The organism is Aquimarina algiphila (assembly GCF_947494415.1).
GTDB classification, from domain to species: Bacteria; Bacteroidota; Bacteroidia; order Flavobacteriales; family Flavobacteriaceae; genus Aquimarina; species Aquimarina algiphila.
In genome coordinates this window covers 240,745-253,720 of sequence record NZ_CANLVC010000002.1, presented here as the reverse complement: position 1 = coordinate 253,720, position 12,976 = coordinate 240,745, and the positions used below count along the sequence as shown (strand labels likewise).

Genomic DNA, 12,976 nt, shown 5'->3' with positions numbered 1-12,976 from the left:
ATAAAGAATGAAAAAAGAACTACTGTATAAAACTGTCGTAATTATTTTATTAGTGCTTAATATAATACAGGTTGGTTATACCTTATGGGTAAAAAAACCATTGGATAAATCTAACAGACCTTCCAAACCTGATGCCATAGAAATTCTGCATTTGGATCAAGCTCAAGACATACAATTCAAAAAAATTAGTAGAAGGCATGGTAAAGCCATGTCTGAATTAAGAAATAAACAAAAGCAATGCATTCAAGAATATTTTCGGGCTCCGTCAAACTCTTTTTTAGATTGCATAAAAGATATTGAAGCTCAAAAAATAAAAATTACAGAAGAGCATTTTGAAGCTATGAAATCCGTTTTAAGAAAAGAACAACTGATTCAATATAAATATTTTAAAGACAAAGCAGTGAAATTCATACTTAGATAAAAAAACTTTAAAAAAAATTCAAAATCTGCGAAGGATTTGATCTTGGTTCTTGTCAAAAGATAAACTCAAAATTCTTTTATTATGAAACCATTCTCATTTTCACTTTTAGCAGTTTTTTTAATATTTAGTATAAATATATTTGCTCACTCAGAAGGACATGGATCTAAAAATGGTACAAAATGGACAATCGATAACAAAACTATTGAAGCCTCTTTTTTAAAATCAGAAGAAGGTATCGTGTTTTTGGAGACAAAATCAGGAAAAATTGTAGCGTATCATATAAGTTCATTCTCTTATGATGATCAAAAGCGTATTGAAAAAAGGGTTGCATTTATCAATGCCATCAATCATCTTGGCCATTATGATCAAAGTGGTAACAAAAATCAATCTTGGCTATCGATAGAAACAACAAAAAAGAAAGTTCTAGCAGGACTATTTTTTTTATCTGTTGTACTCTTTTTTCTTTTTAAAAAGAGAAAGCAATTGATGGTGAATACATTATTTGCTATATTGGTTTTGATCTTGCTTGCTTGTGATAATTCTACAGATGATTCTACAAATGAACCAATATCTGTCCCAGCAAACGATATTATAGCATTAGAAGCATATTTTGGACATTTTTCTGATGTCACAACAAACTCAGATGACACCTTTTTTTATGTTTCGTCAGCAGGAATTCCTGAGCATAGCATGATGGTTGGTATTACAAATTGGCAGCAACAAGTTCCAATAGATCAAAATTATACAGGAGAAAATAGCTGGGCTTTCCCATTACAACCTGTGTTAGCAGAAACCCCATTGTTGTCTTCAGAACATTTTATGAGAGGTGCTATTGCTGTAGCAGTTAACGGAATCCCAATTTTTAATCCTCTAAACAACCGTGGAGAAGACGCATTGATTATTGGTGAATTAGATAATTGGGGAGGACATTGCGGAAGAGCAGACGATTATCATTATCATATTCCTCCAACACATTTAGAAGCGATTATAGGCTCTGATCAACCTTTAGCATACGCACTTGATGGTTTTCCAGTTTATGGAAAAACGACAGATGAATTGGACGAATATCTAGGAAAGTTTAATGAAGATGGTTCATACCAATATCATACCACGGATACATTTCCATATTTTATAGCAGGGATGCGAGGTGAAGTAGCATTAGATCCAAACACGACTGCTCCTGAAGATCAAATCTTGCCACAAGCTATGACCCAAGAGGTCAGACCTGCATTAACACCATTACCAGGTGCAGTAATTACTGGATTTACTTCAACAGGTACTAATGCATACTCCCTAGAATATCAAATTGAAACTGATTTATATTATATCAATTATAGCTGGGATGAAAACAATTTATACACTTATGAATACATTGACAATGAGGAGAATGTAACGATTGAAACTTATCAGAGATAACGATTCGATTGTTGAAAATAAATTGGAGGTACTGAAATCTCAGCAATGATAATTAACTCTTTAATCCATAAATAAATAAAAATGAAAACTAGTAGATATATGTATATGATGATTCTATGGCTTATGGCCTTATCTTGTTTAAATTGTGATAACGACAATTCTGATGATAATAATACAGATTCAGATGATGATAACCCGGTTACTGGTGAATATTTAGGTACAGCTTCTGTATCACAGGGTTTGGCAACTACAACAATAGATAACTTATATCTTCCAGGCCAACGAGTGGCCGGAGTTGGAACGATAACCGCGGCAGACAATTCGGTTTGGACTGTACCGGCAGAAGTAAACTATAATAATAGTGTTTTTCCATTTGCTCCTGATTTGTTTAATCCTGATGGCATTCAATATTCTACAGCAACAGAGGCCTTAGCAGCATTTGATGACAATGATATTATAGAAATTGATACTGATGGAGAAGTTATTACCGGATACATTTTTGCTGATAATTATTTCGAGCTTTACATAAATGGAGAGTTTGTAGGTAAAGACGCCATACCATTTACTGAATTCAACTCACATATCGTAAAGTTTAGAGTGTCGCGACCATTTACAATTGCTATGAAATTGGTGGATTGGGAAGAAAATTTGGGATTAGGTTCAGAGAACAATCAAGGTAGTGATTATTATACTGGTGATGGTGGTATGGTGGCTGTTTTTAAGGATGTTTTACAAAACATAATAGCTACTACAGGAAGTGAGTGGAAGGCACAAACATTTTATACGTCTCCTATCAAAGATTTAAGCTGTCCTACTGAAAGCGGAACGACAAGAAGTTCATTTAATTGCGATACGGCTAGTGAGAATGATGGGACTTCATTTTATGCCTTACACTGGGAATTACCTAGTACTTGGATGAATGAAAATTTTGATACTTCTGATTGGCCTGATGCAACAACCTATACCAATGAAACTATTGTCGTGAATAACAAACCATCATATACGAACTTTACTGATATTTTTGACGATCCAGAAAATGATGCAGAATTCATATGGTCTACCAATGTTATTTTGGACAATGAAGTGATTGTTAGCTATACTGTTCAATAAAATATCTTTCACAATATTACTTACTGAACCGCAATTAGAGTTTAATGAAAAGCTATGTCTATTGGCTGAAATTAGCTTTTGTTAACATCATATTCCTTTAAGTTTAAGCAATAAATATTCCATTTAATACAATTCTGCTAAAAAAATATGAATTTCAAGGGCTTTATACTGTTATTATTGTTTTTCAACTTTTATCTGGCTTCTGCCCAAAGAAATACTATAGATATAAAAGGGGTTGTTTTGGACGAAGCAACTGATGAACCTCTGGAATACGCAACTTTAGTGCTTCAAAATTTAGATAATCCGGGTGTGGTTAATGGAGGGATTACAGATGCAAGTGGAAAGTTTAATATAAAAACCTCACCCGGAAACTATACCATACGCGTAGAATATATTTCTTATAAGCCCTATGTCCTTGAAAAACAAAATTTACAAAGTTCAATTGACTTGGGAGCTATTACTCTTACCATCGATACAGAGGCATTAGATGAAGTAACAATAATTGGAGAAAAAACTACCGTAGAACTTAGGTTGGATAAAAAAATCTACAACATAGGTAAGGATCTTACTGTAGGTGGTGCCAATATAAGTGATGTCTTGAACAATGTTCCTTCGGTAGCTGTGGATGTAGATGGTACGATAAGTTTAAGAGGAAATGAAAATGTTCGCATACTGATCAATGGTAAACCATCTGCCTTAGTGGGATTTGGATCTAGTGATATTTTACAGCAATTACCAGCTGATGCCATAGAACGGGTAGAGGTAATTACAAGTCCATCGGCAAGATACGATGCAGAGGGAACAGCAGGGATATTAAATATTATTCTTCGAAAAGAAAAGACTCTTGGTCTAAATGGATCTATCAATACTAATATTGGGTATCCCACAGCAAGTCAGATTACTACTAACTTTAATTTACGTTCGGATAAATTCAACATTTTTAATACTCTTGGTTATTTTTATCGCGAACCGCCCGGAAGTGCATTTTTTGACAATTCATATACCAATGGAACTTATACCAGGATTATTGAAGAAAGAGACGTATCTCGTGAAAATTTGGGATTTAATGTCAATTTGGGTATGGAGTATTATCTAACCAAAAAATCTTCACTTACCGGAAGCATTTTTGCACGCTTTTCTGATGAACATGAAACCACAGAAAACAATAGTCAACGATTTGCTCAGAATGATATTAACGATATTACATTAAGAAATGAAGATCAAAGTGAAGATGATAAAAGTTATCAAGCTTCTTTGAATTATACCAATAATTTTAATGACGAAGGTCATCAACTTACTGCTGATTTTCAATATGGATATAATAAAGAGGAGGTAATTACTACTATTGATGAGAATATTATTATTCCTGATAATCAGTTGCTTAGTGAAGAGGCAGTTTTTGAGACCGAAACACAGAATGAGTTTCTGTTACAGACGGATTATGTATTGCCTATTGGGGATAAGCAATTTGAGGCAGGGTATCGGGTTGATTTTGAAAAAGAAGTTACAGTGTATCAATTGGATACCCTTAATCTTAATACAGGAGAATTTGAGATCAATCAAGATCTTACCAATCAATTTAACTATACAGAGAACATCAATGCATTGTATTCTCAATATGGTGATAAAACTGGGAAATTATCTTTTTTGTTTGGGTTACGCCTAGAAAACACTCGTTTAAAAGGTGAGGTTATATCAGAGTACGATGCAGATGCATTACAGGAACTGTTAGGAGAGGATGTTGATCTAAATTTTGATAAGAATTATTTAGGTCTTTTTCCAACAGTAAACTTAATATACGAATTAGCAGAGGATGAGAATATTTCTCTTGGTTATAACAGGAGGATTAACAGACCCAGAGGGTTTTTTATTAATCCGTTTCCTTCGAGATCTAGTGTTATCAATATATTTCAGGGAAATCCGGATCTTGACCCTGCTTATGCTAATGCTTTTGACTTAGGATATTTAAAACGTTGGGAAAAGCTAACGTTGACATCATCAATATACTATCAACGGGAAACGAATTCTTTTGAAGTAATTCAGGAAGAAACCGGACAAACTACAGCTGATGGTATATTTATTATTCGCTCCATACCTGTTAATTTATCTACCAACAAACGTTATGGAGCAGAATTAGGAATACTATATAACCCATCCAGAAAGATACGATTCAATTGGAGCTTCAACCTCTTTAAATTCGTCTCAGATGGAATTTTTAACGATGTAGACTATGGGACTGAAAATACAAGTTGGTTTTCTCGTTTTAGTTCAAATATTAGACTTCCTGGAGAAATACAATGGCAAACCAATGCCAATTACAGAGGTCCCAGGAAGAATTCACAAACAAAGTATGATGGTATCTTTTTCTTAGATCTGGCCTTTAGTAAAGATATTTTGAGTGAAAAAGCTTCTGTTACCCTGAATGTAAGAGACTTACTAAACTCCAGAAAACGGTTATTGTCAACCGAAACAGATTTCTTTACCTCTGAAGGAGAACTGCAGCGGCGTGAAAGGCAAATCACTCTATCTTTTATTTATCGTATCAATCAAAAAAAGGAAAGAAACGGACGTCAAAAGCAAAATAATGAAGAGGAAGAAGGATTTTAAAAATAACTAAAAATGTATAATTCTGATAATCAAATTTATAGTCTTCCTAAAGGAACCAGAGAAATTATTAAATATCAAGGGTTCCGGTTTTATGAATGTAATGGGATCATATACAAAGAGATTAAAAATAATAATAAAACCTGTTATCAAATAATTAATCGATTAGAGAAGAATTTATTTAAATAATGATAAAAAAATTTCGCTTAAAAGAGTATAGGATTTATTTAAAATACTCATAACAAGAACAACTATTGTTGAAATTTTTGGTCTAAGAAGAAATAACATAAAAACAAAAACAATGAAATCTGTTATGATAAAACTGATGTCACTATCGATTATGTTTACACTACTAAGCTCATGGGAGGCAGCAAGCCAACACTTAGGCAATAGATCGAAAACCAGCACACTTCCCAAATGGGAAAAATTATTTAATAAATTTGATAAAGACGGAGATGGTCTACTATCGATTAAAGAAGTAAAAGGTTCTACTAATAAACACTTTTACAGAATAGATATAAATAAAGATTATTTTATCTCTATGGAAGAATTTGAGAAATTTCTAATACCAAAGAAAGATCTGGTATGTAACAAAAGAAATTGTAAAATTTAGGCATATAAAAATCATAGTCAAATTATAGAAAAAGATTACAAATCGAAAAACAAAGAAACTACCTTTATTTTGTGTTAAATTTCGGTGGAATTGAAGAGAGTTGAACTGCTAAGAATTGATCCAGTGGATCAATTTAACAAAAGAGCCAGTTGACGCATTGGCAGAGTCTCCTGAATACAGAAAATCCTGCCGTAAGACAGGATTAAAGTGGAGTCGGAGGGATTCGAACCCTCGTCCAAACAAGTAATACAACAGCTTTCTACATGCTTAGTTTTTGTTTAATTTTCGTCGATAGGAAAGACCAAAAACCGCCAACTTATCGCTTATTCTCAATTAAATTTCGAAATTATATCAAGATCCTATAATTTCTAGGTTTACTTTTACGATACCCCATAATCAATCGCCGTAAACCAAGGCTCTTGAGAGGTATCCTGCTTGTTCACCTTGTGAACCGAGGCACTATCCTACTAAAATTCAGATTATGCAGCTAGGGCGTAGTTATTCTCGCCGTTTAAAAAAGTGAAATAGATATTTACGAGCATTAACTTCATAGCTCGGCATGCTTACTATCCTATTAGTCTCGCTGTCAAAACCAGTCGACCCCAATAGCATTTGCTTTAATTTGATCATCATATATAAACAATATCTGTCTACTGTTTATAATTTGATTAAAAAATCAAAGGTCGGCAAAGATACGTATAATTGTCATATCTTTAGCCGCAATTTTAAATCACAAAAAACATACCAATTACATATGACCAAGTTCGGTATTATCAAAGAACGAAAAAATCCGCCAGATCGTCGTGTAGTTTTCTCTCCAAATGGCCTAAAATCTGTAGTAAGTAAGTTTCCGAATGCTTCTTTTAATGTAGAACATTCTGATGTCAGAATTTTTAAAGATGAAGCATATACAGAGGCTGGTTTTACGGTTTCTGAAGATCTTTCTGATTGTGACGTGTTGCTAGGAGTCAAAGAAGTACCAATTTCTGCCTTGATCCCTAATAAAAAGTATTTTTTCTTTTCGCATACGATCAAAAAACAACCTTATAATAGGGATCTTCTTAATGCTATTCTTAAAAAAAATATAGAACTGTATGATCATGAAGTAATCGTTGGTCAAAATGGATTTAGATTGATCGGTTTTGGGAAATATGCAGGAATTGTTGGTGCATATAATGGGTTTAGAGCTTGGGGACTTAAATATAATACGTTTACTCTTCCTAAAGCAGAAACCTTGAGTGATCAAAAAGCATTAGAATTAGAATTATCCAAAATTAAGCTTCCAAACATAAAAATAGTACTTACAGGGAACGGTAAAGTAGGAGGAGGAGCTAAAGAGATTTTGGAGGCAATGAACATCAGACAGGTTACAGTAGAAGAATACCTTGATACAATCTTTGATGAACCGGTATATGTACAGATTGATGTTTTAGATTATAGTAAACGAAAAGATGGAAAAATTCTGGATAAGAATGATTTTTATAAAAACCCAGGAGAATATGAAGGAGATTTTATGCGATTTGCAAAAGTAAGTGATATGTATATAGCAGGTCATTTTTATGGTGATGGGGCTCCTTTTATTTTTACTAGAGATGATGCAAAATCCAGAGATTTTAATATCAAATTAGTGGCAGATATATCCTGTGATATAGATGGCCCCGTAGCAAGTACAATTAGATCCTCTACAATAGCAGACCCTATTTATGGATACGATCCAGAAACAGAAACAGAAATTGATTATAAAGATCCAAAAGCAATAACGGTAATGGCAGTTGATAATTTACCTTGTGAATTGCCTAAGGATGCTAGTGAAGGATTTGGGGAAATGTTTTTGGCCTCGGTAATTCCTGCATTTTTTAATGAAGATAAAGGTGGGATTCTGGAAAGAGCAAGAATGACTCAAGGAGGGAGATTGACCAAAAGATATAGTTATCTTCAGGACTATGTAGATGGTAAAGAGTAATAATAAATAAATTGATTTAATACAGAGATATGACAACTCAGGAACTTGTAGCACAAATACACAAGAAGAAATCGTTTTTATGTATTGGTTTGGACGTGGATCTAAATAAAATTCCGAAGCATATATTAGAAAAAGAAGACCCTATTTTTGAGTTTAATAAAGCAATTATAGATGCTACTCATCACCTTGCCGTGGCCTATAAACCTAATATAGCTTTTTATGAAGCTTATGGTATCAAGGGTTGGAAATCTCTAGAAAAGACCATTACTTATCTAAATGAAAATTATCCAGAAGTTTTTACAATAGCAGATGCCAAACGAGGCGATATTGGAAACACAAGTACGATGTATGCTAAAGCTTTCTTTGAGGACTTAGAGTTTGATTCTATAACTATTGCTCCTTATATGGGTAAGGATTCTGTGGAGCCGTTTCTGGCTTTTGAGAATAAACATACGATACTTTTGGCATTAACCTCTAATCAGGGAGCTTTTGATTTTCAGACAAAAGATGTTGAGGGGAAAGAACTGTATAAACAAGTTCTGGAAGTTTCTAAATCCTATGAGAATTCTGAAAATTTAATGTATGTAGTAGGTGCTACCAAAGCAGAATATTTGTCTGACATAAGAAAAATTATTCCTGAAAGCTTTTTATTAGTTCCAGGAGTGGGAGCGCAAGGAGGAAATTTGCAAGAAGTTTGTAGACATGGATTAAATAATCAGGTAGGATTATTAGTGAATTCATCTAGAGGAATTATTTATGCTTCAGATGGAATGGATTATGATAAAGCTGCAGCAAATAAAGCAAGTGAACTACAAAAACAGATGCAAGAAATTCTAAATACCGCAAAATAAAAAAAGGAACAAGATGGATATGAATATGAAAATTCTTGTTCCTTTTTCAATGTATAGAACTAACGTCTATTTGCGTTAAACACTTGTTTGGCATATCCAAATAATCCATATGCAATAAAAACAATGAAAAATGGCATTATACCATAAAAGATAATGTTTGGTAATATTGAATTCATAGCCCCAAAATTTTAATTATTAATCTTCTCTAAGATAGGGAATTTGGAACTAAAAACCTATTTTAATTATCTAGTAATTAAGTATTTAATCTTTTTTTATGATTTGTTTATATTACGTTTAAGAATATTTGGATATGATTTATATAGATCAACTAGGGAGAAAAATAGAACTTTTGGATACTCCAAAGAGAATAATTTCTTTGGTTCCTTCTCAAACAGAACTGTTAGTTTCTTTGGGATTATTAGATAATATTGTCGGAGTAACAAAATTTTGTGTGCACCCTGTATTCATAAGAAATCAGAAGACCATTGTTGGAGGTACCAAAAAGGTTAATTTTGAAAAAATTAAAAAATTGAACCCAGATATTATCCTATGCAATAAAGAAGAAAATACAAAAGAAATTGTAGAGGCATTACAAGACGAATATCCTGTTCATGTTTCAGATATTTATTCTGTGTCAGAGGCTTTAGAAATGATTAGACACTATGGAGAGATTTTTGATAAAAAAACAGAAGCTGATCAACTTACCTCTAGTATAAATATCCAGAAAGTATCTTTTGACGATTTTATAAAAAATAAACCCCAAAAACGCGTAGCGTATTTTATATGGAGAAAACCCTGGATGGCTGTAGGTAATACTACATTTGTCGATTATATGCTTAGTGTTAATGGTTTTATTAATGTTTTTGGCGATGAAGATCGTTATCCCGAAATTTCTGAAGAAAAGCTAAGCAAAATTAAAGATTTAGATATGATTTTATTATCATCAGAACCTTTTCCTTTTTCAAAAAAACATATAAAAGAGATAAAAGCCATTTCTCCTGATGCTAAAGTTATTCTTGTAGATGGAGAATATTTTTCATGGTATGGTTCTCGTTTGGCAGATGCATTTTCATATTTCAAGACGCTTCATTAACCTGTTTTTTTAGATAAATTAGAGTCAAAGAGGTGAACATTTCTGTATAGATTGTTAAGATTAAGTAAGATTTGATGCTTTATTTTGGATATGTACACCTATTATATAAAATAAGTTCATACTTTTGATGCTTTTAAAAAATATACTTATTGCTTAATTATTCAGTATACAAACATCCTAAAAGTAAGGTATGGGTAACTTTTGTTCATGGAGCAGGAGGTAGTTCTTCTATTTGGTTTAAGCAAGTACGAGAATTTAGAAAACATTTCAATATATTATTATTAGATCTTAGAGGACATGGTAATTCTAAACCGGTTCTTAAAGATGCTTTTAATTCTAAATATACTTTTGATTCGATAACAGAAGATATTGTTGAGGTTATTGAGAAAGAAAAAATTGAGAAATCCCATTTTGTTGGTATCTCCTTAGGAACAATATTGATAAGAAATTTAGCAGAAAAATATCCTGATCTTGTATCCAGTATGATTATGGGTGGAGCAATTATGAAATTAAATTTTAGGTCTCAGGTTTTGATGCGATTAGGAGTTGTATTCAAATCAGTAGTTCCATACATGATGTTATATAAGTTATTTGCTTTTATCATCATGCCTAAAAAGAATCATAAACAATCCAGGTTATTGTTTGCTAATGAAGCAAAAAAATTATATCAAAAAGAATTTATTCGTTGGTTTAGGTTAACTTCTGAGATTAATCCATTATTACGCTTCTTTAGAGCCAAAGACATTAATATTCGAACACTCTATATGATGGGAGAAGAAGATCATCTCTTCTTGCCTACTATAAAAAAAGTAGTATCAGTTCATAAATTTTCAGAATTACTGGTAATTAAAAATTCGGGTCATGTAGTAAATGTAGAACAACCAGAAGTATTTAATAAAGAATCCATAGCGTTTATTGGTCAGTTTTAAACAACCTCTGCTATTGCCCTTCAATTTGTTTTATTTGTGCCATAATTCTATCCGCTTTTTCATGTAATTCATCACTCTTGGATTTATCTTTGAGTGCCAATTTATATGAACTCTTCATTAGTTTACAATAATTACTTTGTAATTTTTGTAATTCATTTTTATTTCTAAACCAGGCAAACATTTTTTGTTCTCTTAATATTTGCTACAAAAGTACCGGTTAATAAAAAACATCATTCTTAATTATGAGTTAACATTATCTAAAGTTGTGATAAATCTAGATAAGTGTACTTTAACTCTTGTTTAATGTATGAATATTTATAATTTGGGACAGGTATTAGTCCTGTAAAGCAAATACTTTTTTCAATAAATCTGTTGTTCTGGAACTAAGCTTGGTTCTAATATCTTTTTCTTCGACAGCAATCATAGTATACACTCCTTTAAGAGCTTCGTTTGTAACATAATCTGTTAAATCAGGATTAACATTATTTGTTAATGGTATCGCATTGTATTTTTGGATAATACTGGACCAGATTTTATCAGCACCTACTTTAGAGAATGATTTGTTAATTACCGGGTTGAACTTTTGGTAAAGTTGACTTCGAGTTCTATTTTTTAGATATGAAGTTGCAGCATTGTCATTCCCAAGAAGAATTTGTTTTGCATCTGTAAATGTAATTTGTTTTACTGCATTTACAAATATAGGTGTAGCTTCTTTTACAGCATCTTCTGCGGCCCGGTTAAGTACTTTTAGCCCTTCATCAGCAAGTTTACTTAATCCAACATCTCTTAATGTTTTGTCTACCTTTCGTAATTCTTGGGGAAGTAAGATCTTTACCAGTTGATTTCTGTAAAAACCATCTTTTAATGTAAGTTTAGCAACTTGTTTGTCGATTCCGTTATCCAAAGCTTCTCTCAGTCCATTGGCAATATCGATATTACTTATTCCAAAACCTCCAGTGGTTTGGGGAAGGCTATTTACAACTTGCTGTAGTTCTGCACAGCTTGATAATATAAAGATACACAGTAAAGCAATAGACTTTTTCATAGATGATCGAGTTATGGGGTTAACATAGTGTTGTACTAGATGGGACTAATTTAAATAATAACTATGAAAAAATAACGGTTTTGTTATTATAAACTAAAACCTTTCTCTCAATATGATGTTTAATCGCTCGTGACAATACAATTTTTTCGAGATCGCGACCTTTTAGAATAAAATCCTGTACGTTATGAATATGTGATACACGAACGATCTCTTGTTCGATAATTGGACCTTCATCAAGATCTGAAGTCACATAGTGACTGGTAGCACCAATAATCTTTACACCTCTTTCATAAGCCGAATGATAAGGTTTAGCCCCCGGGAATGCAGGTAAGAAAGAATGATGTATGTTTATGATCTTATGAGTAAACTGATCCACAAAATTCGCAGAGAGAATCTGCATATATCTGGCAAGAACTATAAAGTCAATTTTATGCTCTCTAAGAATTTCTAACTGTTGTGCTTCTGCTTCTTCTTTGGTAGCTTTAGTAACCGGAATATGTTTAAAAGGAATATTAAAAGCTTTTGCTATAGGAGCAAGATCATTATGATTACTTATAATAATGGGAATTTTTACTTTTAACTCACCCGAAGCATGCCTTCCTAAAATATCATAAAGGCAATGATCGTATTTAGAAACAAAAAGAGCCATTTTAGGCTTTTTTTCTGTATTATACATTTCCCAATGCATATTATAGTTTTTTGCGACATGAGTATTAAATAATTCTTTAAATAAAGCTAATTTTTCTTCATCTTGATCAAACTCACATTCTAGCCGCATAAAAAACTCCTTTAACTCACGATCGACATGTTGCTCTATATATATCGTGTTCCCTTTTTTTGACAGAATGAAATTGGTTACAGTAGCGATAATTCCTTTTTTGTCGGGGCAGTTGATCAATAAAGTGGTTTCTTTCATGAAGTTTGGTTTTTT

Annotated in this window: 12 protein-coding genes and 1 other RNA gene; 9 read left to right on the top strand and 4 right to left on the bottom strand. The window is 32.4% G+C overall.

The features are described from left to right. Positions 1-7 precede the first annotated feature (7 nt). The 5 genes from PQF96_RS03670 (at position 8) to PQF96_RS03650 (ending at position 6,164) form a co-directional block, all read left to right on the top strand. Complete coding sequence (locus tag PQF96_RS03670) at positions 8-421, top strand: hypothetical protein (RefSeq protein ID WP_109439078.1); 414 nt, start codon at positions 8-10, stop codon at positions 419-421. Between the two features lie 81 nt (positions 422-502). Further along, positions 503-1,837, top strand: coding sequence for a YHYH protein (locus tag PQF96_RS03665; protein ID WP_271765113.1), 1,335 nt, complete (start codon positions 503-505; stop codon positions 1,835-1,837). A gap of 81 nt (positions 1,838-1,918) precedes the next feature. Continuing rightward, positions 1,919-2,947 carry a hypothetical protein gene (locus PQF96_RS03660; protein ID WP_200825179.1) on the top strand — a complete coding sequence of 343 codons (1,029 nt, stop codon included), beginning with the start codon at positions 1,919-1,921 and terminating at the stop codon, positions 2,945-2,947. Positions 2,948-3,094: 147 nt separating this feature from the next. Continuing rightward, positions 3,095-5,554, top strand: a complete 2,460-nt coding sequence (locus tag PQF96_RS03655) for a TonB-dependent receptor domain-containing protein (protein WP_271765112.1) — start codon at positions 3,095-3,097, stop codon at positions 5,552-5,554. Between the two features lie 298 nt (positions 5,555-5,852). Then, the gene (locus PQF96_RS03650; RefSeq protein ID WP_271765111.1) at positions 5,853-6,164 is read left to right on the top strand and encodes an EF-hand domain-containing protein; all 312 of its coding nucleotides are present in this window, start codon (positions 5,853-5,855) and stop codon (positions 6,162-6,164) included. Positions 6,165-6,369: 205 nt separating this feature from the next. Here PQF96_RS03650 and ssrA read toward each other — a convergent pair. After that, positions 6,370-6,768, bottom strand: a transfer-messenger RNA (tmRNA) gene (ssrA, locus tag PQF96_RS03645). A 150-nt stretch (positions 6,769-6,918) separates the two neighbouring features. Here ssrA and PQF96_RS03640 point away from each other — a divergent pair. The 4 genes from PQF96_RS03640 (at position 6,919) to PQF96_RS03625 (ending at position 11,000) form a co-directional block, all read left to right on the top strand. Then, positions 6,919-8,127: an NAD(P)-dependent oxidoreductase gene (locus PQF96_RS03640; RefSeq protein ID WP_271765110.1), complete on the top strand. Its 1,209-nt coding sequence runs from the start codon at positions 6,919-6,921 to the stop codon at positions 8,125-8,127. A gap of 29 nt (positions 8,128-8,156) precedes the next feature. Then, a complete protein-coding gene (gene pyrF / locus PQF96_RS03635; protein WP_271765109.1) occupies positions 8,157-8,978 on the top strand; it encodes an orotidine-5'-phosphate decarboxylase in 822 nt (273 codons plus the stop codon). A 310-nt stretch (positions 8,979-9,288) separates the two neighbouring features. Further along, positions 9,289-10,071, top strand: coding sequence for an ABC transporter substrate-binding protein (locus tag PQF96_RS03630; RefSeq protein ID WP_271765108.1), 783 nt, complete (start codon positions 9,289-9,291; stop codon positions 10,069-10,071). A gap of 149 nt (positions 10,072-10,220) precedes the next feature. Then, entirely contained in the window at positions 10,221-11,000 is a 780-nt protein-coding gene (locus PQF96_RS03625) for an alpha/beta fold hydrolase (RefSeq protein WP_109437240.1), read from the top strand. A 10-nt stretch (positions 11,001-11,010) separates the two neighbouring features. On the opposite strand, the gene PQF96_RS03620 is transcribed toward PQF96_RS03625, so the two are convergent. The 3 genes from PQF96_RS03620 to purU form a co-directional block, all read right to left on the bottom strand. Next, on the bottom strand, positions 11,011-11,181 hold the full coding sequence (locus PQF96_RS03620) for a Lacal_2735 family protein (protein WP_109437239.1): 171 nt from the start codon (positions 11,179-11,181) through the stop codon (positions 11,011-11,013). A 153-nt stretch (positions 11,182-11,334) separates the two neighbouring features. Further along, complete coding sequence (locus PQF96_RS03615; protein ID WP_109437238.1) at positions 11,335-12,045, bottom strand: DUF4197 domain-containing protein; 711 nt, start codon at positions 12,043-12,045, stop codon at positions 11,335-11,337. 61 nt (positions 12,046-12,106) lie between these two features. Beyond that, complete coding sequence (gene purU / locus PQF96_RS03610; protein ID WP_109437237.1) at positions 12,107-12,961, bottom strand: formyltetrahydrofolate deformylase; 855 nt, start codon at positions 12,959-12,961, stop codon at positions 12,107-12,109. Positions 12,962-12,976 lie beyond the last annotated feature (15 nt).